General features: G+C 44.5%; 22 protein-coding genes. 21 read left to right on the top strand and 1 reads right to left on the bottom strand.

What is annotated here, in order from left to right:
• Window positions 1–16 precede the first annotated feature (16 nt).
• From coaBC to spoVM, 12 genes are all read left to right on the top strand, one after another.
• Complete coding sequence (gene coaBC / locus QSJ37_RS05865; protein ID WP_285754310.1) at window positions 17–1,222, top strand: bifunctional phosphopantothenoylcysteine decarboxylase/phosphopantothenate--cysteine ligase CoaBC; 1,206 nt, start codon at window positions 17–19, stop codon at window positions 1,220–1,222.
• A complete protein-coding gene (gene priA / locus QSJ37_RS05860; protein ID WP_285754309.1) occupies window positions 1,219–3,633 on the top strand; it encodes a primosomal protein N' in 2,415 nt (804 codons plus the stop codon). Before coaBC ends, priA begins: the two co-directional genes overlap by 4 nt.
• A 14-nt stretch (window positions 3,634–3,647) precedes the next feature.
• Window positions 3,648–4,121 carry a peptide deformylase gene (def, locus tag QSJ37_RS05855; RefSeq protein ID WP_285754308.1) on the top strand — a complete coding sequence of 158 codons (474 nt, stop codon included), beginning with the start codon at window positions 3,648–3,650 and terminating at the stop codon, window positions 4,119–4,121.
• 11 nt (window positions 4,122–4,132) lie between these two features.
• Window positions 4,133–5,089, top strand: a complete 957-nt coding sequence (fmt, locus tag QSJ37_RS05850) for a methionyl-tRNA formyltransferase (protein ID WP_015863397.1) — start codon at window positions 4,133–4,135, stop codon at window positions 5,087–5,089.
• Window positions 5,079–6,422, top strand: coding sequence for a 16S rRNA (cytosine(967)-C(5))-methyltransferase RsmB (gene rsmB, locus QSJ37_RS05845; protein WP_285754307.1), 1,344 nt, complete (start codon window positions 5,079–5,081; stop codon window positions 6,420–6,422). Before fmt ends, rsmB begins: the two co-directional genes overlap by 11 nt.
• Before the next feature lie 20 nt (window positions 6,423–6,442).
• Window positions 6,443–7,522, top strand: a complete 1,080-nt coding sequence (rlmN, locus tag QSJ37_RS05840) for a dual-specificity RNA methyltransferase RlmN (protein WP_373467267.1) — start codon at window positions 6,443–6,445, stop codon at window positions 7,520–7,522.
• A gap of 4 nt (window positions 7,523–7,526) precedes the next feature.
• Complete coding sequence (locus QSJ37_RS05835) at window positions 7,527–8,276, top strand: Stp1/IreP family PP2C-type Ser/Thr phosphatase (protein ID WP_285754306.1); 750 nt, start codon at window positions 7,527–7,529, stop codon at window positions 8,274–8,276.
• A gap of 5 nt (window positions 8,277–8,281) precedes the next feature.
• Window positions 8,282–10,243 (top strand): Stk1 family PASTA domain-containing Ser/Thr kinase, encoded by a 1,962-nt coding sequence (pknB, locus tag QSJ37_RS05830; protein ID WP_285754305.1) that lies wholly within the window; start codon window positions 8,282–8,284, stop codon window positions 10,241–10,243.
• Window positions 10,244–10,247: 4 nt separating this feature from the next.
• Window positions 10,248–11,129 carry a ribosome small subunit-dependent GTPase A gene (rsgA, locus tag QSJ37_RS05825; RefSeq protein ID WP_285754304.1) on the top strand — a complete coding sequence of 294 codons (882 nt, stop codon included), beginning with the start codon at window positions 10,248–10,250 and terminating at the stop codon, window positions 11,127–11,129.
• A gap of 2 nt (window positions 11,130–11,131) precedes the next feature.
• The gene (rpe, locus tag QSJ37_RS05820) at window positions 11,132–11,797 is read left to right on the top strand and encodes a ribulose-phosphate 3-epimerase (protein WP_285754303.1); all 666 of its coding nucleotides are present in this window, start codon (window positions 11,132–11,134) and stop codon (window positions 11,795–11,797) included.
• A 37-nt stretch (window positions 11,798–11,834) separates the two neighbouring features.
• Window positions 11,835–12,482, top strand: a complete 648-nt coding sequence (locus QSJ37_RS05815; protein ID WP_285754302.1) for a thiamine diphosphokinase — start codon at window positions 11,835–11,837, stop codon at window positions 12,480–12,482.
• Between the two features lie 69 nt (window positions 12,483–12,551).
• On the top strand, window positions 12,552–12,632 hold the full coding sequence (gene spoVM, locus QSJ37_RS05810; RefSeq protein ID WP_003394991.1) for a stage V sporulation protein SpoVM: 81 nt from the start codon (window positions 12,552–12,554) through the stop codon (window positions 12,630–12,632).
• Window positions 12,633–12,677: 45 nt separating this feature from the next.
• Here the strand turns inward: spoVM and rpmB are convergent, their stop codons facing one another.
• Window positions 12,678–12,863 carry a 50S ribosomal protein L28 gene (gene rpmB, locus QSJ37_RS05805; protein ID WP_015863405.1) on the bottom strand — a complete coding sequence of 62 codons (186 nt, stop codon included), beginning with the start codon at window positions 12,861–12,863 and terminating at the stop codon, window positions 12,678–12,680.
• A gap of 239 nt (window positions 12,864–13,102) precedes the next feature.
• Between rpmB and QSJ37_RS05800 the strand changes: the two genes are divergently transcribed.
• The 9 genes from QSJ37_RS05800 to fabG all read left to right on the top strand — a co-directional run bounded on the left by QSJ37_RS05800 (window position 13,103) and on the right by fabG (window position 22,241).
• Window positions 13,103–13,465 carry an Asp23/Gls24 family envelope stress response protein gene (locus QSJ37_RS05800; RefSeq protein WP_015863406.1) on the top strand — a complete coding sequence of 121 codons (363 nt, stop codon included), beginning with the start codon at window positions 13,103–13,105 and terminating at the stop codon, window positions 13,463–13,465.
• Between the two features lie 17 nt (window positions 13,466–13,482).
• Window positions 13,483–15,159, top strand: coding sequence for a DAK2 domain-containing protein (locus QSJ37_RS05795; RefSeq protein WP_285754301.1), 1,677 nt, complete (start codon window positions 13,483–13,485; stop codon window positions 15,157–15,159).
• A 66-nt stretch (window positions 15,160–15,225) separates the two neighbouring features.
• Window positions 15,226–15,888: an L-serine ammonia-lyase, iron-sulfur-dependent subunit beta gene (sdaAB, locus tag QSJ37_RS05790; protein WP_285754300.1), complete on the top strand. Its 663-nt coding sequence runs from the start codon at window positions 15,226–15,228 to the stop codon at window positions 15,886–15,888.
• Window positions 15,889–15,922: 34 nt separating this feature from the next.
• A complete protein-coding gene (gene sdaAA / locus QSJ37_RS05785; RefSeq protein WP_285754768.1) occupies window positions 15,923–16,813 on the top strand; it encodes an L-serine ammonia-lyase, iron-sulfur-dependent, subunit alpha in 891 nt (296 codons plus the stop codon).
• On the top strand, window positions 16,803–18,851 hold the full coding sequence (gene recG, locus QSJ37_RS05780; protein WP_285754299.1) for an ATP-dependent DNA helicase RecG: 2,049 nt from the start codon (window positions 16,803–16,805) through the stop codon (window positions 18,849–18,851). Before sdaAA ends, recG begins: the two co-directional genes overlap by 11 nt.
• A gap of 120 nt (window positions 18,852–18,971) precedes the next feature.
• Window positions 18,972–19,568 (top strand): transcription factor FapR, encoded by a 597-nt coding sequence (gene fapR, locus QSJ37_RS05775; protein ID WP_285754298.1) that lies wholly within the window; start codon window positions 18,972–18,974, stop codon window positions 19,566–19,568.
• Window positions 19,552–20,541 carry a phosphate acyltransferase PlsX gene (gene plsX, locus QSJ37_RS05770; RefSeq protein ID WP_285754297.1) on the top strand — a complete coding sequence of 330 codons (990 nt, stop codon included), beginning with the start codon at window positions 19,552–19,554 and terminating at the stop codon, window positions 20,539–20,541. The genes fapR and plsX overlap by 17 nt, the downstream gene beginning before the upstream one ends.
• A gap of 14 nt (window positions 20,542–20,555) precedes the next feature.
• Window positions 20,556–21,497 carry an ACP S-malonyltransferase gene (fabD, locus tag QSJ37_RS05765; RefSeq protein ID WP_285754296.1) on the top strand — a complete coding sequence of 314 codons (942 nt, stop codon included), beginning with the start codon at window positions 20,556–20,558 and terminating at the stop codon, window positions 21,495–21,497.
• A gap of 3 nt (window positions 21,498–21,500) precedes the next feature.
• Window positions 21,501–22,241, top strand: a complete 741-nt coding sequence (gene fabG, locus QSJ37_RS05760; RefSeq protein ID WP_285754295.1) for a 3-oxoacyl-[acyl-carrier-protein] reductase — start codon at window positions 21,501–21,503, stop codon at window positions 22,239–22,241.
• The last annotated feature ends 67 nt before the right edge of the window (window positions 22,242–22,308 follow it).

Genomic DNA, 22,308 nt, shown 5'->3' with positions numbered 1-22,308 from the left:
TAGAGGTGTTTCTAATATGGTGAATGGAAAGAACATTTTATTATGTGTAACAGGGGGAATTGCAGCTTATAAAGCCGCTGCCTTAACGAGCCAATTAACCCAGCGCGGTGCCAATGTGAAAGTAATGATGAGTGAAGCTGCCTGTCAATTCATTACTCCGCTTACATTCCAAGCATTATCGCGCAACGAAGTATATGTGGATACATTTGAAGAAAAAAATCCAGCGGTAATTGCTCATATTGATGTTGCAGATTGGGCTGATCTTGTTCTTGTTGCCCCTGCTACCGCCAATACAATTGGAAAATTGGCAAACGGCATTGCCGACAACATGATTACAACAACGCTTTTAGCGACAAAAGCGCCGGTATGGATCGCGCCGGCAATGAATGTTCATATGTACGAACATCCGGCGGTGCAAGCCAATATCGAAACGCTATATCGCTTTGGCTATCGCTTTATTGAGCCGTCGGAAGGGTATTTAGCTTGCGGATATGTCGGAAAAGGGAGACTAGAAGAACCAGAAAAAATTATTGACAATATCGAAACATATTTTGCCTCTCTCAATCCTTTCTTAAAAGGAAAAAAAGTGCTTGTCACCGCGGGACCGACGCGTGAAAAATTAGATCCTGTCCGCTTTTTTTCCAATCGTTCCACAGGGAAAATGGGCTATGCGATTGCGGAAGCGGCAGCGCGCTTTGGTGCGGAGGTGACACTCATTTCTGGTCCTACGGAGCTGGATGCGCCAGCAAACGTAGAAACCGTTCGAGTAGAGTCTGCGCAAGAAATGTATGAAGCGGTGATGGATCGCTTTCCGCATGTGGATATCGTCATCAAAACGGCGGCGGTGGCTGACTATCGACCGAAGCATGTGTTTGATCAAAAAATAAAAAAACAGCCGGGCGACTATGTGATTGAAATGGAAAGAACGATTGATATTTTAAAAACGCTAGGTGAACAAAAAACGACGCAAATTTTAGTCGGATTTGCGGCAGAAACGGACCATGTTGAGGAATATGCCCGGCAAAAATTAGAAAGCAAACGGCTGGATATGGTCGTTGCCAACAACGTCTCGGAAGAAGGAGCAGGGTTTGCTGGCGACACGAATATTGTGACTATTTTCAAACGCGACGGCTCCGTACGTTCGCTGCCGCTTTTGCCGAAAAAACAAGTAGCGGAAGAAATTTTAAAAGAAATTCATTATTATATCGAGGCGATTCGATGAAAGTAGCAGCGGTTATTGTAGATGTTCCTTCGCGTCAGACGGATCGGCCTTTTGATTATGCCATCCCTAAAAAATGGGAAGATGTATTGCAGCCAGGCATGCGTGTCACCGTTCCGTTCGGTCCGCGGCGATTGCAAGGGTTTGTGATCGATATTAAGTCTCACTCGGACGTAAAAACATTGAAACCGATTGAAGAAGTGTTAGACGTCACCCCTGTATTAAACGAAGAGCTGCTCGAGCTAGGGAAATATTTAACAGAAACGACGCTTTGTTTTGCGATTTCCGCTTATCAAGCGATGCTTCCGGCGGCGATGAAAGCAAAATATGAAAAGGAAATCCGGCTCGTTCGTACAGAAAATCGCTTTTTACTGCCAGAAGCGATTCAGCCGCTTTTTGTGGATCGTACTGCCATTGATTGGAAAGAAGTAGAGCATAGCGATCTGCTTAGGCCGCTGCAAAAGGCGATTCAACAAGGCTATTTAGAAGTCGTATACCATGTAAAAGAAAAAGCAACAGCGAAAACGGTAAAGTACGTGGAACTGGCGCAATCGCATGAAGAAATCGCGCGTGCCATTAACGCATTGCCGGCAAACGCCGCCAAGCAAAAACAGTTGTTAACGGTTCTTCTGTCTGCGGATGAAGCAATGCCATTGAAACAGCTGTTAGAGCAGACCGATGCTTCCTATGCTTCGCTGAAAGCGTTGGCCGCAAAAGGACTCGTTGTAGAAAAAGAAATCGAAGTATATCGCGATCCATATGAGCATCGTTCGTTTTCAAAAACAGCGCCGCTTCCGCTTACCGATGAGCAAGAAAAAGCGCTTTCCGCCATTGTTGAGCGCGTAAGAGCCAATGAGCATGATGTGTTTTTGCTATACGGCGTGACGGGAAGCGGAAAAACAGAAGTTTACATGCAAGCGATTGAAGAAGTATTGCGGCAAGGAAAAGAAGCGATTGTTCTTGTTCCGGAAATTTCGCTGACGCCGCAAATGGTCGAACGGTTTAAAGGGCGTTTCGGTTCACAAGTGGCAGTGCTTCATAGCGGTTTATCTGTCGGTGAAAAATATGATGAATGGCGAAAAATTCATCGGAAAGAAGTGCAGCTTGTCGTCGGCGCCCGTTCAGCGATTTTCGCTCCGTTTGAAAATCTCGGTATGATTATTATTGATGAGGAACATGAGACAAGTTACAAACAAGAAGAAAATCCGCGTTATCACGCCCGTGATGTGGCGATTTACCGAGCCCGTGTCCACGGATGTCCTGTCGTGCTCGGCAGCGCTACTCCTTCGCTTGAATCGTTTGCGCGGGCGAAAAAAGGGGTATATCAGTTACTGACATTACAAAAGCGGATAAGCGATAATGGGATGCCGGACGTTCATGTTGTAGATATGCGGGAAGAACTGCGGAGCGGAAACCGTTCGATGTTTTCGCGCTTGTTATTCGAAAAGTTGAAAGACCGCCTTCATAAAGGAGAACAGTCTGTATTGTTTTTAAATCGGCGCGGCTATTCGACATTTGTTATGTGCCGTGATTGCGGTTATGTGATTCGTTGTCCGCATTGTGATATTTCATTGACGTATCATCGGGTCGAGCAGCGATTAAAATGCCATTATTGCGGACACGAGGAGCCGATTGCGTATCGCTGTCCATCATGCGGAAGTGAGCATATTCGCTTTTTTGGAACGGGAACGCAAAAAGTGGAAGAAGAATTGACGAAACTGCTTCCCGAAGCGCGCGTGATCCGCATGGATGTCGACACAACGAGCCGCAAAGGCGCCCACGAACGGCTGCTTGCTGAGTTTGGCGCAGGGAAGGCCGATATTTTGCTTGGCACACAAATGATTGCCAAAGGTCTTGATTTTCCAAAAGTAACGCTTGTCGGCGTGTTGGCCGCAGATACGATGCTCCATCTTCCTGATTTTCGCGCTTCAGAAAAAACATTTCAGCTATTGACACAAGTAAGCGGGCGCGCCGGGCGCCACGAGCTTCCCGGCGAAGTCGTCATCCAAACGTATACGCCGGAGCATTACAGCATCACGCTTGCCGCTAAACACGATTATGATGCATTTTATCAAAGAGAAATGGTGCTTCGTAAAATGTACGGATACCCGCCATTTTACTATTTGACATTAATCACCGTATCCCACTCGGAAATAACGAAAGCGGTGGCTGTGACAGAAAAGATTGCGGCGTATTTGCGGGCGCAGCTGTCGAATGAAGCGATCATTCTTGGCCCTGTCGCTTCACCGATTGCTCGACTTCATGATAGATATCGCTATCAATGCATGATAAAATACAAACGGGAGCCGAACATGACACGGGTATTAAAAGCGGTTATCGATCGTTATCAGCACGATGTTTCCCAAGGAGATTTATTGATTACGATCGATACAAACCCATATACAATGATGTAAATGGAGGAATTGTGTTGGCAATCTTACCAATTGTAACATACCCAGCGGATATTTTAGAAACGGTGTGCGAACCGGTAAAACAATTTGACCGTCAGCTTATTCAGCTGTTAAATGACATGTATGAAACAATGATAGATGCAGACGGCGTCGGCTTAGCCGCGCCTCAAGTCGGAATCGCGAAACAAATTGCCGTTGTTGATGTCGGTGACGATCACGGCCGGATTGAACTGATCAATCCGCGCATTATAGAAGCGCGCGGGGAGCAAATCGGTCCGGAGGGCTGTCTAAGTTTTCCAGGGCTGTTTGGTGAAGTAAAACGCGCCAATTATGTAAAAGTTCGTGCTCAAGATCGGCGCGGTCGGGTGTTTACGCTTGAAGCAACCGAATTTTTAGCACGCGCGCTTCAACATGAAATCGACCATTTAAACGGAATATTGTTTACTTCGAAAGTAATTCGCTATTACGATCCGGAGGAATTAGAAGGGTAGATGATGGAAAGATGATAAAAGTTGTATTTATGGGAACACCGGATTTTTCTGTTCCGATATTAAAGCAGCTAATAGAAGATGGCTATAACATCGCTGCCGTCGTTACACAGCCGGATAAACCGAAAGGAAGAAAGCGGGAGTTGACACCGCCGCCGGTCAAAGTGGAAGCGGAAAAACACGGAATTCCGGTATTGCAGCCGACAAAAATTCGTGAAAAAGAACAATATGAACAAGTGTTGGCGTTCAAGCCAGATTTAATTGTGACAGCGGCGTTTGGCCAAATTTTGCCAAAAGCATTGCTCGATGCCCCAAAATATGGCTGCATTAACGTCCATGCTTCATTGCTTCCAGAATTGCGGGGCGGCGCTCCGATTCATTATGCGATTTTGCAAGGAAAGACAAAAACAGGCGTCACGATTATGTATATGGTGGAAAAGCTCGATGCCGGCGATATTTTAACACAAGTGGAAGTACCGATTACCGAAACTGATACGGTTGGCACGCTTCATGATAAATTAAGCATTGCCGGGGCAAAACTGTTATCAGAAACGATTCCGCAATTAGTAGCTGGAAAATTAACTCCAATCAAACAAGACGATGAAAAAGCAACATATGCGTATAATATTAAACGCGAACAAGAAAAGATTGATTGGACAAAGCCGGGAGAAGACATTTATAACCATATACGCGGCTTGCACCCGTGGCCAGTTGCATATACAACGTTTGCCGGAAATGTATGGAAGGTTTGGTGGGGAGAAAAAGTTCCGGCTCCGAAAAAAGCAGAACCCGGAACGATTATTGATATCGTACAGGATGGAATTGTTGTTGCGACCGGCAATGAAACGGCAATTAAAATTACAGAATTGCAGCCGGCGGGGAAAAAACGGATGAATGCGGCGCAATTCTTGCGCGGCGCCGGCGCCCATCTCACTATTGGAATGAAGCTAGGAGATGAACATGAAAGCTAAAAACGTACGAGAAGTCGCTTTGGAAACATTGTTGGCTGTCGAAGAAAAAGAAGCGTACAGCAATTTATTATTAAATAAAATGATTGAGACGCATCGCCTTTCCGAAAGAGATGTCCGGCTGTTGACGGAAATCGTATACGGAACGATTCAGCGCCGGGATACGCTTGATTATTATTTGACCCCGTTTTTGAAAAAAGCGCGCAAACTAGAGCGGTGGGTTCGCGTGCTTCTTCGCTTGACCCTTTACCAAGTATTGTATTTAGACCGCATTCCTGACCGCGCCGCGATTTTCGAAGCGGTGGAAATTGCGAAAAAACGAGGGCATCAAGGGGTCGCTTCGCTGGTTAACGGGGTGATGCGCGCCATTCAACGTCAAGGAGTGCCGTCTCTTGAGAAAATAGAAGATAAAGTGGAGCGGTTAGCCGTTGCGACAAGCCATCCACACTGGCTTGTCAAGCGCTGGGTCGAGCAATACGGATTTGAAGAAACAAAACGGATGTGTGAAACAAACTTGTTGCCGCCAAAGCAAACGGCGAGGGTGAATACCGCAAGAATAACTGTCGAGGAAGCAATAGACAAGCTCAAGCAAGAAGGAATGGAAGTGGTGCTCGGCGAGGTGGCAGAGGAAGCGATTCAAGCGAAAAAAGGAAATCTTGCGCACACGGATGCGTTTCGCCGCGGATGGATTACGATTCAAGACGAAAGCTCGATGTTAGTGGCGCAGGCGCTTGGACCGAAAGAACATGAGCGCGTTCTTGACAGTTGCGCTGCGCCGGGCGGAAAATCGACCCATATCGCAGAGTTAATGAACAACACCGGACAAGTAATATGCGCGGATATTCATGAACATAAAGTGAATTTGATCGAGGAGAATGCGAAACGACTGCAGCTTACGAATATTTCTGCGCGTGTGCTTGATAGCAGACGTTTAGGCGAAGTGTTTGAGCGGGAGATTTTTGATAAAATTTTAGTTGATGCCCCGTGTTCGGGGTTTGGCGTCATCCGACGTAAACCAGATATTAAATATGCAAAAACGGAAGCAGATATTCCTTCCCTTGCGGCGTTGCAACGTGAAATTTTGCACGCAGTTGCGCCATTGTTAAAAAAGGGCGGTACGCTTGTATATAGCACATGTACGATTGACCGTGATGAAAATGAGGCAGTCATTGCTCAATTTTTAGACGATCACCCAGAATTTTCACCGGATGAAACGATGAAACTGCGGTTGCCAGAAAAAGTACAACCATACGTTCGCAACGGGCAACTGCATCTTCTTCCACATTATTTTGGGTCGGACGGATTTTTTATCGCATCATTACGAAAGAAGGTGTAGCTTCGTTGGAACAGACGAATATTGCAAAACAGAAAAAAGAAGAAACAGTATCACGCAATCCATCGATTTATTCACTTACGTTCGAACAGTTAAAAGATTGGATCATCGAGCAAGGAGAAAAACCATTTCGTGCCACGCAAATATATGAATGGTTATATCAAAAACGGGCAACCGATTTTTCTGAGATGACCAATCTTCCGAAAACGTTACGTGAAAAACTAAGCGAACATTTCGATATTACAACGTTAAAAACGTTAGTGAAACAAACATCAAAAGACGGCACCATTAAATTTTTGTTTGAACTTCATGACGGATATTCGATTGAAACAGTGTTGATGCGTCACAATTATGGAAATTCCATTTGTGTAACGACACAGGTTGGCTGCCGCATCGGCTGCACATTTTGCGCTTCGACGCTTGGCGGATTAAAGCGTCATTTAGAAGCAGGAGAAATTGTAGCGCAAGTCGTAAAAGTACAAAAAGCGCTTGATGAACAAGGAGAGCGCGTAAGCAGCATTGTCGTCATGGGAATCGGCGAGCCGTTTGACAATTACGATGAGCTGATAAAATTTTTGAAAATCGTCAACCATTCAAAAGGGTTGAACATCGGTGCACGACATATCACCGTTTCTACAAGCGGGATCATCCCGAAAATTTACCAATTTGCGGATGAAGGAATGCAAGTGAATTTTGCGATTTCGCTGCATGCCCCGACGACAGAGCTGCGCACGAAGTTAATGCCGATCAATAAAGCATATCCGCTTCCAAAATTAATGGATGCTGTCCGTTATTACATTGAAAAAACAGGGCGACGCGTTACGTTTGAATACGGATTGTTTGGCGGAGTCAATGACCAAATCGAACATGCGGAACAGCTAGCCGAGCTCATTAAAGGATTGAAATGCCACGTTAACTTAATTCCGGTAAACTATGTGCCGGAACGAAATTACGTGCGGACACCGCGCGACCAAATTTTTGCGTTTGAACGCGCATTAAAAAAACATGGAATCAATGTTACGATTCGCCGCGAACACGGACACGATATTGACGCAGCATGTGGGCAGCTTCGCGCGAAGGAGCGAAAAGAAGAGACGAGGTGAAATAATGAAAGTCGTTTTTCAAACCGACATTGGTAAAATTCGGGCTCACAACGAAGACAGCGGCGGAGTTTTTCAAAATAAAGACGGGCATTATTTGGCGGTTGTTGCAGATGGGATGGGGGGACATCGCGCCGGCGATGTTGCGAGTGAAATGACGATTTCCTATTTAAAAGAAGAATGGGAACAGACAGAGCACATCTCTTCTCCAGATATAGCAGAGCAATGGTTGAAAGATCATGTAGCGGCTGTGAATCGGATTTTATTCGAGCATTCCTTAAAGCATACGGAATGCCAAGGAATGGGGACAACGATTGTCAGCGCGATTTGCACTGACCATTTTGTCACGGTCGGCCATATTGGCGACAGCCGCTGTTACCTTTTAAATAAAAATGGATTTCAGCAAATTACGGAAGATCATTCACTCGTCAATGAATTAGTGAAAACGGGGCAAATTTCAAAGGAAGATGCAGAACACCATCCGCGTAAAAATGTTTTGTTGCGCGCGCTCGGCACGGAAAAAGAAGTGAAATTGGATATGAAGACAATCAGCATCGATGAGCATGATATGTTGCTTTTATGTTCGGATGGTTTATCAAACAAAGTGCCGGAACAAATGATGGTACATATTTTGACATCGGATGACTCTCTCGAGCACAAGGCGCAAGCGCTAATTGACTTGGCAAATGAACATGGAGGGGAAGACAATATTACGCTGGCAATTATTGATTTTTCATTGGAACGTGAAAGTAGGTGATCCGCATGCTCATCGGCAAACGGTTAAATGATCGCTATAAAATTATTAGTTTAATTGGCGGCGGTGGGATGGCAAATGTTTATTTAGCGAGAGATATCATTTTAGATCGCGACGTCGCCGTAAAAGTATTGCGCTTTGATTTTGCCAATGATGAACAGTTTATCAAACGGTTTCACCGCGAAGCACAGGCGGCAACGAGTTTGAATCACGAAAATATCGTCACCATTTATGATGTTGGAGAAGATGAAGGCATTTATTATATTGTTATGGAGTATGTGCGCGGATATACATTAAAACAATATATTCATCAGCACGCCCCCCTCCCGGTTCCAAAGGCGCTTCATATTATGGAGCAATTAACATCAGCGATTGCGCACGCTCATGAAAACGGGGTTATTCATCGGGATATTAAGCCGCAAAACATTTTAATTGATGAGAATGGAGATGTAAAAGTAACTGATTTCGGGATTGCCGTTGCCCGTAGTTCTACTACGATTACGCAAACAAATTCGGTGCTTGGCTCTGTTCATTATTTGTCCCCCGAACAAGCGCGAGGCGGAATTGCGACAGAAAAATCCGACATTTACTCCCTAGGAATTGTCATGTTTGAGCTTGTAACAGGGCGGCTTCCTTTTTCTGGAGAGTCTGCCGTATCGATTGTGCTCAAACATTTACAGGCGGAAACTCCTTCTCCAAAAGCATGGAATCCTAGTATTCCTCAAAGTGTCGAGAATATTATTTTAAAAGCAACGGCGAAAGATCCGTTTTATCGTTACCGTTCGGCAAGGGAAATGAATGAGGATATCAGCACGGCTTTAGATCCGGAACGCGTCAATGAGCAAAAATTTATGATTCCTGCCGATGATGAAGAACCGACAAAGGCGATTCCTGTTATTAGAGAGAGCCCTGTTAGCGCCGGGCTGGAACAGCAAACCATTGTTTACGAAGAAAAAAAGGAAGAAGAGAAAAAAGAAACAAAACCGAAGAAAAAGCTAAAATGGATTGTTTGGCTCACTGCGTTATTTTTATTTCTTGCAGCAGCCGGGGTGAGCGCAGTTACGTGGATTCCCGATTTGATTTTTCCGAAAGAAGTGACAATGCCGAATGTCGTCAATGAAGATTATGACGAGGCGGTCGAAAAGTTATCATCGCTAGGATTGGAGATTAAAGATACGATTGACGTCGAGGATGACGAAATCGCAGAAGGAAAGGTTGTACGCACGAAACCGGAAGCAGGAATGATGGTAAAGGAAGGATCTGCTGTTATTATTTATAAAAGCATCGGTAAAAAGAAAGTAGAGTTTGGCGATTTTATCGGCGAAGATATCGAAACAGCGGAAGCACAGCTGAAAAACGAAAATTTTATGAATGTTACACGCAATGAACGTTATAGCGACAAGCCGCCTGGTACCATTATCGATCAATTTCCTTATGCAGGAGATAAAGTCGTTCCTGAAGAAACAGAAGTGATTTTCACTGTCAGCCTTGGTCCGGAAAAAATTATGTTGAAAGACTTGACGGGATATACAGAAAAGAGCGTGCGTGATTATGTAGATGATCAACAGTTGTACTTGAAGGTAAAATACGAATATTCGGATAAAGTTCCGGAAGGGCTCGTTATTTCTCAAACACCTACAGCCAATGAAAAAGTAGGTAAAGGCGATACCATTACGGTAATTATTTCACGCGGCAAGGAGACGCTTCCTGTGAAAACGGTGATAAAAGATATTGAAATTCCATATGAACCGGAAGAAGAAGGACAAGTGATGGAAGCGCAATTATATATTCAAGATGCCAAACATAATATGACAACGCCGTATAAAACATACCGTCTGACCGCACCGGTAACGGAGACGGTGGAATTTGAAATTCCATATAAGGAAACGGCGTATTATCGTGTCATTGTAAACAATGTAGTAAAGGATGAAGGAACAATTCCATATCCAAACAATGTCACAAAGGAGTGAGGCTATGGCAGAAGGAAAGATTATTAAAGCGCTAAGCGGATTTTATTATGTATTATCGGAAGGAAAGGTGTTTCAATGCCGAGGCAGAGGAGTATTTCGAAAGCAGAAAATTACTCCTCTTGTCGGGGATCATGTCGAGTTTCAGGCGACGAGCGAAACAGAAGGATATATTATGAATATACGCGAACGAAAAAACTGGCTCGTTCGTCCGCCAATCGCTAACGTAGAACAAGCGATTTTAGTGTTTTCGGCAGTGGAGCCAGATTTTAGCACAAGACTTCTCGACCGTTTTCTCGTTCTTGTCGAATCCAAACATATTCGTCCGATTATTGTCGTGAATAAAATGGATTTGGTGGACGACCAGACAAAACCAACAATGGAACAATATATTCGTGATTATCGGCAAATAGGCTATGATGTCATTGAAACGTCAACCATCACCAAATTAGGAGTAGAACAGTTGCTTTCATATTTAGAAGGGCATATTTCCGTTTTTGCTGGGCAATCCGGCGTCGGGAAATCCTCGCTTTTAAATGCGCTCCGTCCGGATTTGCAGTTAAAAACCAATGATATTTCTACACATTTAGGGCGTGGAAAACATACAACCCGCCATGTAGAATTGTTGGAAATTGGCGGCGGCCTTGTTGCTGATACGCCGGGTTTTAGTGCGTTAGAGCTTGATGATATAGAATTGGAAGAGCTGCCGCTTTATTTTCCAGAGCTTCGTGAGCGCAGCGAGGAATGCAAATTCCGCGGATGTTTGCACATCGCGGAGCCAAAATGCGCCGTGAGAGAAGCGGTCGAATCGGGGAAAATCCCTTCTTACCGATATGAGAATTACATTAGTTTTGTCGAAGAAATTAAAGAACGAAAGCCGAGGTATTAACTATGGTAAAAATTGCACCATCGATTTTATCCGCCGATTTCGCGCGGCTTGCTGAGGAGATTCGTGACGTGGAACAAGGTGGAGCCGATTACATTCATGTTGATGTGATGGATGGCCATTTCGTGCCGAATATTACGATCGGGCCGCTAATTGTCGAAGCGATTCGTCCCATTACAAAGCTTCCTTTAGATGTTCATTTAATGATTGAGCAGCCTGACCGATACATTCCTGCTTTTGCAAAGGCGGGAGCGGATTATTTATCCGTTCATGTGGAAGCGTGCCCACACTTGCATCGTACGATTCATTTAATTAAAGAGCAAGGAGTAAAAGCGGGAGTTGTCTTAAATCCACATACGCCGGTAGAAATGATTCAACATATTATCGATGATGTTGATTTAGTATTATTGATGACAGTCAATCCAGGATTTGGGGGACAGAAATTTATTCCATCTGTATTGCCAAAAATTCGACAAGTTGCGCAACTGGTGAAAGAAAGAGGACGATTTGTAGAAATTGAAGTAGATGGCGGGATTAATGCCGAAACAGCCCGCCTATGCATGGAGGCTGGGGCAAACGTGCTTGTTGCTGGTTCTGCTATTTATAATGAACGTGACCGTGCTGCAGCGATTCGTGCCATTCGTGGCGAAAATGAGGCGGAAGGTGTATAACCTTCCGCTTTAAAGTAAGTAAGAAAGGAAGAAACATATGTTTATTCATATTGTCGGCGGCGGACCGAGTGAACATCTTCCCTCTTTAGCTAGTTACGATGGAGAACATGTACGATGGATCGGGGTGGATCGTGGAACAATGACGCTGCTTGAGGCGGGAATCCGACCGATAAAAGCGTTTGGCGATTTTGACTCCTTGACGACGGAAGAGATTACATTACTACAAAAAACACTCGACGATCTTGATATATGGCCGGCGGAAAAAGATAAAACCGATATGGAAATTGCGCTTGATTGGGCGGTGCAGCAAGAAGCGGATAAAGTCCGCATTTTTGGAGCAACCGGCGGCCGCCTTGACCATTTATTTGGTAATGTTCAATTGCTGGTCAAATACGCAGGGAAACCGATTGAGATGATCGACAGACAAAATATTGTGACTGTCCATCTTCCAGGCACGTACACCGTTTCTTACGATGAACGATATCGATACGTTTCTTACATTCCGATTTCCAATGATATTAAAGGAATGACGTTGGATGGATTTAAATATCCGCTAACAAATAGTCATATTTTTCGAGGTTCGACACTATGTATTAGTAACGAACTTATCCAATCTTCTGGTACTTTTTCATTTTCCAAAGGCATATTAATGATGATAAGAAGTAGTGATGTAGGTACGATTTAAAGTGAAGCGAATATACTTATAAAGAGATGAAGGAAAGCCCGTTATGATGGCAGTGAGGAGGGAATCGGAATGAAATTTTATACCATTAAATTACCGAAATTTCTTGGTGGAATTGTGCGTGCCATGTTAAATTCCTTTAAAAAAGGGTAATAAAAAAGCACCAATTTTTGGTGCTTTTTTATTATGCGGTGTCCGTTAAACGCGTTGTACTTTTCCAGATTTTAATGCGCGGGCAGACACCCATACACGTTTTGGTTTTCCGTCGACTAAAATACGAACTTTTTGAAGGTTTACTTTCCATGTGCGTTTATTTGCATTCATCGCATGTGAACGTGAATTACCGAAAGATTTTTTCTTTCCTGTCACAAAGCATTTTGCCATCTTTTTTCCCTCCTTACTCGTACCGCTTTCCGTTGTGAGTCTAAAAAACACTATTATAATTTACCATACAAACAGTTAAATTTCAATATATGATGTTTTATCTTTCAAGAAAATATCCTTGACATATATTTTTATTTTCGGCTAAATAATACTAGTGGGCGATGGGAGAACTTTTAAAAAGCAGAGCGTTATAGTACAATGACTGTAGCTATGCGAACAATTCCGAAGGGGGAACTGTCATGTCCATTGAATTGCAAACGAAATACGGGAGAATCGAAATTTCCAATGATGTAATTGCGATGATTGCAGGGGGCGCTGCGGTCGATTGCTATGGAATCGTTGGAATGGCATCGAAAAATCAAATTAAAGACGGAATTTCTGAAATTTTGCGGAGGGAAAACTTTTCTAAAGGTGTGATTGTCCGAGAAGAAAATGGGGAAGTACATATTGATATGTACATTATTGTTAGCTATGGAACGAAAATTTCTGAAGTTGCTCACAATGTGCAAACAAAAGTGAAATATACGCTTGATCAAATGTTAGGGCTTTCTGTACAGTCGATTAATATTTATGTTCAAGGGGTTCGTGTAACGAATCCGTAGTAAGGAGGAGTTAGTAGGTGACAATTAGGATACTTGACGGAAGACTGTTTGCAGAAATGGTCTTTCAAGGAGCGGCGCATTTATCCAACAATGCAAAAGCGGTCGATGCGCTGAACGTCTTTCCGGTTCCGGATGGCGATACAGGCACGAATATGAATTTATCGATGACTTCTGGTGCAAAGGAAGTAAAAAATAACATTTCTGATCATATTGGAAAAGTCGGCAGTGCATTAGCAAAAGGGCTATTGATGGGAGCGCGCGGAAATTCAGGAGTGATTTTATCGCAATTGTTTCGTGGTTTTGCGAAAGCGGTGGAAGCGAAAAAAGAAATTAATAGTGCGGAATTTGCTGCTGCGCTTGAAGCAGGTGTCACCACCGCTTATAAAGCGGTAATGAAGCCGGTGGAAGGCACGATACTGACCGTAGCGAAAGACGCGGCGAAACGGGCGGTAGAAGTCGCAAAAAAAGAACAAGACATTGCCATTGTGATGGAAGAGGTAGTGAAGGAAGCGAAGGCGTCTTTGCAACGCACACCTGAATTATTGCCGGTATTAAAAGAAGTGGGGGTTGTCGATAGCGGCGGTCAAGGGCTTGTCTACGTATATGAAGGATTTTTGAGCGCATTAAAAGGGGAAAATGTTGCTGATCGAAAGCCTGTAGAAGTCTCGATGCAAGAATTAATCAATGCTGAACATCATAAAAGTGCACAAAGCCATATCGATACGGATGAAATTGAGTTTGGTTACTGTACCGAATTTATGGTACGGTTTGAACGAGATAAATTGCAAAAACATCCATTCTCTGAAGAAGCGTTTCGTCAAGATTTAAGCCGATTCGGTGACTCATTATTAGTCATTGCTGATGATGAACTTGTAAAAGTGCATATTCACACAGAACAGCCTGGCGAAGTACTGACATACGGACAAAAATACGGAAGTTTAATAAACATTAAAATTGAAAATATGCGCCAACAGCACGCAAATATAGTAAATCAAGAACGCAATGCTGCTTCGAGCGTATCGAAGGCGAAACAAAAAGAGAAATATGGAATTGTGACAATAGCGATGGGATCCGGCGTTGCCGAGCTGTTTAAAAGCATCGGCGCACACGTTGTCATTGAAGGCGGCCAAACGATGAACCCGAGCACGGAGGATATCGTAAAAGCAATTGAAAGCATTAACGCAGAAACAGTATTCGTGCTTCCAAATAATAAAAACATTATTATGACAGCGCAACAAGCTGCGACCGTCGTCAACCAAAAGGTGATCGTTATTCCATCGAAAACAGTCCCTCAAGGGATGTCGGCATTGCTAGCGTTTAATCCATCACTTTCTGAGGAACAAAACGAAAAAGCAATGACGGTCGCCCTGTCGCGTGTCAAAACAGGACAAGTTACGTTTTCGGTACGGGATACAACGATCGATGGGGTGGAGATTGAAAAAGACGATTATATGGGTCTTGCTGATAATAAAATCGTTGCGGCGGAAAGAGATAAGCTTTCGGTGACGAAGCAATTGCTTAATACGCTAATTGATGAAGATAGCGAAATCGTTACAATGATATATGGGGAAGAAGCAACAGAAGAGGAAGTCGAAGCAATTGTTTCTTATATTGAGGAAACATATCCGGACGTAGAAGTGGAAGTGCATAACGGAAAACAGCCGTTATATCCATTTATCTTTTCTGTTGAATAAATTATGTTAGAATAGTAGAAGGGGAGCCCCCCTTCTATTTTATTGTAATATTAAGGGAGTGGAAATGTGAAATATAAAAGCGTTTTTGATATTATCGGACCGATTATGATTGGCCCATCCAGTTCGCATACAGCGGGAGCGGCGCGAATCGGGAGAGTGGCTCGCAGCTTATTTGGCAGAAAACCGAAATGGGCACATATTTCCTTTTACGGTTCTTTTGCGCAGACGTATAAAGGGCATGGAACCAATGTGGCCATTGTTGGAGGCCTTCTTGATTTCGATACATTTGATGAGCGAATTCCGCATTCGCTTGAAATTGCGAAACAAGAAGGAATGGAAGTCACTTTTTATGAAGAAGATGCGATCCCACATCATCCTAACACTGCGAGAGTGCGCATTGGAGATGAAAAAGGGGAATTGGAACTTGTCGGTATTTCCATTGGCGGTGGAAAAATCGAGATTATCGAGTTAAACGGATTTGAGTTGAAGTTGTCTGGTCATCATCCGGCATTGCTCATTATGCATAATGACCGGTATGGGGCGATCGCGTCGGTGGCGAATGTTTTAGCGAAATATGCGATTAATATTGGACATATGGAAGTGTCACGGAAAGAAAAAGGAAAAGAAGCATTGATGACCATTGAAATAGATCAGCCGATTGATCAAACAGTGATTGATGAACTGACAGCGTTGCCGCATATTATCCAAGTAACAAACATTGTGGACTAGCGTAAGCGTTTGCAAAAAAGGAGGCCGCATCATGATGTTTCGCAACGTTGCTGAACTTGTGCAATTGGCGGAAAGCCAAAACATTAAAATTGCCGAAGTAATGATTCGGCAAGAGATAGAAGTAACGGGGAGAAGCCGTGAAGAAATTTTTGAGCAAATGGATAAAAACTTACAAGTAATGGAACAAGCCGTTGCAAAAGGGCTTGCTGGCGTTGTCTCCAGATCGGGGCTCACTGGCGGGGATTCGGTGTTGTTGCAACAATATATCAGCCAAGGGAATTTTTTATCAGGAGAAACGATTTTAGATGCCGTTAGTAAAGCGGTGGCGACAAATGAAGTAAACGCGGCAATGGGCGTCATCTGCGCGACGCCGACCGCGGGTTCTGCCGGAGTTGTCCCGGGGACGCTTTTTGCAGTAAAAGAAAAATTAAAGCCGACGCGTGAAGAGATGATTGAATTTTTATTTACAGCGGGGGCATTCGGTTTTGTTGTTGCCAATAACGCATCCATCTCTGGAGCGGCTGGAGGGTGTCAAGCGGAGGTTGGCTCAGCCGCGGGAATGGCGGCGGCAGCGTTAGTCGAACTTGCAGGGGGAACGCCGAGCCAAGCAGCGGAAGCGATGGCGATCGCTTTAAAAAATATGTTAGGATTAGTATGTGATCCTGTCGCTGGTCTTGTCGAAGTTCCATGTGTAAAGCGAAATGCGATGGGAGCGGCAAATGCGATGGTAGCAGCGGACATGGCGCTTGCTGGCATTAAAAGCCGCATTCCATGTGACGAGGTCATTGAAGCGATGTTTCGCATCGGTGAAACGATGCCAACTGCATTGAAAGAAACTGCAGAAGGAGGGTTAGCAGCAACGCCGACCGGCCGCGCTTTAGCGGCAAAAATTTTCGGCGTTTCAGCTAATAGCCGTGAATCGTGAGTTGCAACAACCTGTTACAGCAATAAAGGGAATTGGAGAAGAAACAAGTGAAGCGCTTCGGGAAATGGGGATTACAACGATCGAGGAATTGTTTATGCATATTCCATACCGCTATGAAGATTATGAGATAAAAGATTTAGCGGAAGTAAAACACGACGAAAAAGTAACAGTCGAAGGGAAGGTTCATAGCGAGCCTTCTCTTACCTATTATACGAAAAAAAAATCGCGCTTGACATTTCGTCTGCTTGTGGGGCGGTATTTAATCACCGTCGTTTGTTTCAATCGTCCTTATTTAAAAGGAAAATTATCCATTAACGATACCGTTACAGTCATTGGAAAATGGGATCAACACCGTCAAATGATTACGGCATATGAATTGAAATTAGGACCGCTGCCGCAAAAGCGGGAAATTGAACCTGTTTACTCGGTTCGTGGATCCATCACAGTGAAAGGAATGCGTCGTTTTATCAAGTTGGCTTTAACGCAATACGGCGAAGCAATCGTGGATCCGCTCCCGCTATCGATACGGCAAACGTACCGGCTTATTTCAAAGCAGGAAGCGATTCGGGCGATCCATTTTCCACGTTCTCATGAGGAATTGAAGCAGGCTAGACGGAGGCTTGTATACGAGGAATTTTTGCTTTTTCAATTAAAAATTCATGCTCTTCGTAAAGTGCAAAGGGAATATTCGGAAGGAATCGCCCACTCGTTTTTGGAGGAAAAATTGCATGACTTCATCCAACAGCTTCCATTTTCGTTGACAAAAGCACAGCAGCGCGTCGTTCATGAAATACTAGCAGATATGCGATCCCCATACCGTATGAACCGCCTTCTTCAAGGAGACGTTGGTTCGGGAAAAACGGTCGTTGCGGCGATTGTATTATATGCTGCCGTTCTATCCGGCTATCAAGGAGCGCTAATGGTGCCGACGGAAATTCTAGCGGAGCAGCACGCGCAGTCATTGCAAACATTATTCACATCAACCGATGTAACGGTGGCGTTACTAACGAGTTCTGTGAAAGGAAAGAAAAGAAAGGAAATTTTAGAACAGCTTGCTTGTGGAGATATTGACATTATTATTGGGACACATGCACTTATTCAAGAAGAAGTAAATTTCAAGAAGCTTGGTTTGGTGATTACAGACGAACAACATCGGTTTGGAGTGGAACAGCGCCGGATTTTGCGCGAAAAAGGGCAATCGCCTGACGTGTTGATGATGACGGCGACACCAATTCCGCGAACGCTTGCCATTACTGCGTTTGGCGAAATGGATGTGTCGGTGATCGACGAAATGCCGGCCGGAAGAAAAAAGGTGCAGACATATTGGGTAAAACACCATATGTTTGAACGCGTCCTTGATTTTATCGAAAAAGAAATTCAAAAAGGACACCAAGCATATGTCATTTGTCCGCTCATTGAAGAATCGGAAAAATTAGATGTGCAAAACGCGATTGATGTTCATAGCATGTTGACACATTATTACAAAGGGAAATATCATATCGGCCTTATGCACGGACGGCTTTCTTCGGAGGAAAAAGAGGAAGTAATGAAAGCGTTCAGCGAAAATCGTGTGCAAGTGTTAGTTTCTACTACTGTTGTGGAAGTTGGCGTTAATGTCCCGAACGCCACTGTCATGGTGATTTACGATGCGGAACGATTTGGGCTGGCACAGTTGCATCAATTGCGCGGTCGGGTCGGCCGCGGTGATGAGCAATCATATTGTATTTTAATTGCTGATCCAAAATCAGAAACAGGAAAAGAGAGAATGCGCATTATGACGGAAACGACAGACGGATTTGTTCTATCAGAGAAAGACTTGCAGTTGCGCGGCCCTGGTGATTTTTTTGGCACCAAACAAAGCGGTATGCCTGAATTTAAATTTGGAGACGTCGTACATGATTATCGCATTCTGGAAGTAGCGCGCAACGATGCGGCAAAATTAGTTCAATCTACTGCTTTTTGGCGCGATGAGCCATATCAATGGCTGCGTCTTTATTTACAAGAATCCGGTGTGCTAGATGGCGAAAAATTAGATTGATGCGGAGCCGTTTTCGCCATTTTCACCGAAGAATGAAACCACTTTTTTTGCTTGCAATCTTTTTTTTGAGATTATATACTACTATTAGTACCTAGTCATAGAAGTGGACGGTGTAAATAGATGCGAAAAAGCAAACGGGAACGACAACGGCTTTTGCAAGAAACGATTCAAGAAAATCCGTTTATTACCGATGAGGAATTAGCTGAAAAATTTTCCGTCAGCGTTCAAACGATCCGCTTAGATCGTTTAGAGTTGTCGATACCTGAACTGCGTGAGCGAATTAAACATGTCGCGCAGCAATCGCTGGCCGATAAAGTCAGGTCGCTTCCGATTGAGGAAGTAATCGGGGAAATTATCGATATTGAGCCCGACCATAGCGCCATTTCTATTTTCGATGTGAAAGCAGAACATGTGTTTAAGCGAAACCGCATTGCGCGCGGTCATCATTTATTTGCCCAAGCCAATTCACTTGCCGTTGCCGTCATCAACGATGAGCTTGCATTGACAGCAAAAGCGAACATTCGCTTTACAAGACAAGTGAAAGAAAATGAACGAGTGGTAGCGAAAGCAAAAGTGGTTGGCGAAAAAGAGAACGGACGAACGATTGTGGAAGTAAACAGCTACGTCGGACAAGAACTTGTCTTTTCCGGAACGTTTGAAATGTATCGATCAAATCGCGAAAAAAAGGATGGAGACAGCAATGAAAATAGCAATTGATGCGATGGGAGGAGACCATGCACCAAAAGAAATTGTTCTCGGGGCGATGAAGGCCGTTCAGCACTTTTCAGATGTACATATTACTCTATTCGGAGACGAGGGCAAAATTCGTCCTTATCTTACATCGGACGAGCGGATCACTGTCATTCATACCGATGAAGTGATCGAAGCAACGGATGAACCAGTGCGGGCGGTAAGAAGAAAAAAACAATCGTCCATGGTGCTAATGGCCGAAGAAGTGAAAGAAGGACGTGCTGATGCTTGTATATCGGCGGGAAATACGGGCGCGCTTATGGCGGCAGGGCTATTCGTCGTCGGACGAATAGCGGGGATTGATCGGCCAGCATTAGCGCCAACGCTTCCGACGATTGGCGGCGAAGGGTTTTTGTTTTTAGATGTCGGAGCAAACGTCGATGCCCGTCCGGAACATCTGTTGCAATATGCTTTAATGGGAGCGGTGTACGCGGAAAAAGTGCGGGGAATTTCACGCCCGCGCATCGGTCTATTAAACGTTGGAACAGAAGACCAAAAGGGAAACGATGTTGCCAAGAAGGCGTTCCAACTTTTGCGAGAAACCGATCTTAATTTTATCGGCAACGTGGAAGCGCGCGATTTATTGCAAGGCGTCGCCGATGTGGTTGTCACGGATGGTTTTACTGGCAACGTTGCATTAAAAACGATTGAAGGTACGGCTATTTCCGTTTTTTCTATGTTAAAAGAAGCGTTGACAAGCAGTTTTTTAAGCAAATTAGCGGCAGCTATTTTAAAGCCGAAATTAATAGATTTGAAAAAAACGATGGATTATTCCGAATATGGAGGAGCCGCGCTGTTTGGGCTAAACGCTCCTGTCGTAAAAGCGCACGGTTCGTCTGATGCGAACGCCATCTTTCACGCCGTCCGTCAGGCGCGGGAAATGGTAGCGAACGATATCATCGCTACAATAAAAGAAGCGATTGAACAAAATCATTCATAAGGGAAGGGAAACATATGGGGAAAATTGCTTTTATTTTTCCAGGACAAGGGTCGCAAACGGTAGGTATGGGAAAAGACGTCGCGCAAAGCGATGCCAACATCGCTGCGGTGTTTCAGTCCGCGGACGAACGTCTTGGTTTTTCGCTTTCTTCGCTTATTTTTGAAGGGCCGCAAGAAACGCTGACTTTAACGTACAACGCACAGCCGGCCTTATTAACGACGAGCATTGCGCTTCTTGAAAAAGTAAAAGAAGCCGGCATTACGGCAGATTATGTCGCTGGCCATAGTTTAGGAGAATATACGGCGCTTGTGGCGGCGGGAGCGATTTCGTTTACCGATGCGGTGTATGCGGTAAGAAAACGCGGGGAGTTTATGGAAGAAGCGGTGCCGGCAGGAGAAGGAACGATGGCCGCAGTGCTGGGAATGAATGCGGACGCGCTTGAAGCGGTGACAAAAGAAGTATCGGAACAAGGCGATCCAGTACAGCTGGCGAATTTAAACTGTCCGGGGCAAATCGTTATTTCCGGTTCAAAAGCGGGAGTAGAAAAAGCCGGGCAGCTTGCGAAAGAGCGAGGAGCAAAAAGGGTTATTCCGCTTGAGGTGAGCGGTCCGTTTCATTCTTCCCTTATGAAACCGGCAGCAAGCAAATTGCAGAATGTGCTAAACACCATTGCGATTCGTGATGCTGAAATTCCTGTTATTTCAAACGTTACTGCACAGCCGGTCGTAAAAAAAGAAGAGATTTTGCGCCTATTAATCGAGCAATTGTATTCTCCTGTACGCTGGGAACAATCGGTAGAAATGATGATCGGCTTAGGAGTAGATACATTTATTGAAATCGGTCCGGGAAAAGTGCTGTCAGGACTTGTGAAAAAAATTAACCGCAACGTGAGCGTGTACGCAGTGAACGATCTTGAGTCTTTACAAGCGACCGTTGCGGCATTGAAAGGAGAATAAACGATGTTGCAAGGAAAAGTTGCGCTTGTCACGGGAGCATCGCGCGGCATCGGCCGGGCGATTGCATTGGAGCTGGCGCGTCAAGGCGCAAAAGTAGCGGTCAATTATGCCGGCAATGAAGCGAAAGCGAATGAAGTTGTCGAAGAAATTAAAAATATGGGTGGGGAAGCGTTCGCCATTCAAGCGGACGTATCCAATGCCGAAGCTGTTGATCAGATGGTCAAAGCGGTATTAGAACGATTTGAGCGCATCGATATTTTAGTGAACAACGCCGGCATTACCCGCGATAATTTATTAATGCGCATGAAAGAAGAAGAATGGGATGACGTGATTAATATTAACTTAAAAGGGGTGTTTAACTGCACGAAAGCAGTGACACGTCCGATGATGAAACAGCGGTACGGCCGCATCGTGAACATCGCTTCTATCGTCGGCGTCAGCGGAAATCCGGGACAAGCAAACTACGTCGCCGCAAAAGCTGGCGTCATTGGGTTAACGAAAACAGCAGCTCGTGAGCTTGCGAGCCGCAACATTACCGTCAATGCGGTTGCTCCTGGATTTATTACAACCGATATGACCGACCGTCTTAGTGAAGAACTGAAGGCGGAAATGTTAAAACAAATTCCGCTTGCACGCTTCGGCGAACCGGAAGATGTTGCGAAAGTCGTTTCATTCCTTGTATCGGATGCTGCTAGCTATATGACAGGGCAAACGCTTCATGTCGACGGCGGAATGGTCATGTAAAATCATATGTTTTTGAAATAGCCGCTAGTATTTTCTAGCTGAATCTACTATAATCATGAAGGGAGGT

It is taken from the genome of Parageobacillus sp. G301 (assembly GCF_030268025.1).
GTDB classification, from domain to species: Bacteria; Bacillota; Bacilli; order Bacillales; family Anoxybacillaceae; genus Parageobacillus_B; species Parageobacillus_B toebii.
Note: the sequence above shows the minus strand (reverse complement) of the source record. Positions and strands in the feature narration are given on the sequence as shown.

What these genes read in the sequence shown, in the direction of transcription:
- QSJ37_RS05815 (WP_285754302.1), top strand. Translation starts at nt 11,835, where the DNA reads ATGTTTATTCATATTGTCGGCGGCGGACCGAGTGAACATCTTCCCTCT.
- fapR (WP_285754298.1), top strand. Translation starts at nt 18,972, where the DNA reads ATGCGAAAAAGCAAACGGGAACGACAACGGCTTTTGCAAGAAACGATT.
- plsX (WP_285754297.1), top strand. Translation starts at nt 19,552, where the DNA reads ATGAAAATAGCAATTGATGCGATGGGAGGAGACCATGCACCAAAAGAA.
- rpe (WP_285754303.1), top strand. Translation starts at nt 11,132, where the DNA reads ATGGTAAAAATTGCACCATCGATTTTATCCGCCGATTTCGCGCGGCTT.
- rsgA (WP_285754304.1), top strand. Translation starts at nt 10,248, where the DNA reads ATGGCAGAAGGAAAGATTATTAAAGCGCTAAGCGGATTTTATTATGTA.
- coaBC (WP_285754310.1), top strand. Translation starts at nt 17, where the DNA reads ATGGTGAATGGAAAGAACATTTTATTATGTGTAACAGGGGGAATTGCA.
- spoVM (WP_003394991.1), top strand. Translation starts at nt 12,552, where the DNA reads ATGAAATTTTATACCATTAAATTACCGAAATTTCTTGGTGGAATTGTG.
- rpmB (WP_015863405.1), bottom strand. Translation starts at nt 12,863, where the DNA reads ATGGCAAAATGCTTTGTGACAGGAAAGAAAAAATCTTTCGGTAATTCA.
- priA (WP_285754309.1), top strand. Translation starts at nt 1,219, where the DNA reads ATGAAAGTAGCAGCGGTTATTGTAGATGTTCCTTCGCGTCAGACGGAT.
- sdaAA (WP_285754768.1), top strand. Translation starts at nt 15,923, where the DNA reads ATGTTTCGCAACGTTGCTGAACTTGTGCAATTGGCGGAAAGCCAAAAC.
- fabD (WP_285754296.1), top strand. Translation starts at nt 20,556, where the DNA reads ATGGGGAAAATTGCTTTTATTTTTCCAGGACAAGGGTCGCAAACGGTA.
- pknB (WP_285754305.1), top strand. Translation starts at nt 8,282, where the DNA reads ATGCTCATCGGCAAACGGTTAAATGATCGCTATAAAATTATTAGTTTA.
- QSJ37_RS05835 (WP_285754306.1), top strand. Translation starts at nt 7,527, where the DNA reads ATGAAAGTCGTTTTTCAAACCGACATTGGTAAAATTCGGGCTCACAAC.
- fabG (WP_285754295.1), top strand. Translation starts at nt 21,501, where the DNA reads ATGTTGCAAGGAAAAGTTGCGCTTGTCACGGGAGCATCGCGCGGCATC.
- QSJ37_RS05800 (WP_015863406.1), top strand. Translation starts at nt 13,103, where the DNA reads ATGTCCATTGAATTGCAAACGAAATACGGGAGAATCGAAATTTCCAAT.
- rsmB (WP_285754307.1), top strand. Translation starts at nt 5,079, where the DNA reads ATGAAAGCTAAAAACGTACGAGAAGTCGCTTTGGAAACATTGTTGGCT.
- fmt (WP_015863397.1), top strand. Translation starts at nt 4,133, where the DNA reads ATGATAAAAGTTGTATTTATGGGAACACCGGATTTTTCTGTTCCGATA.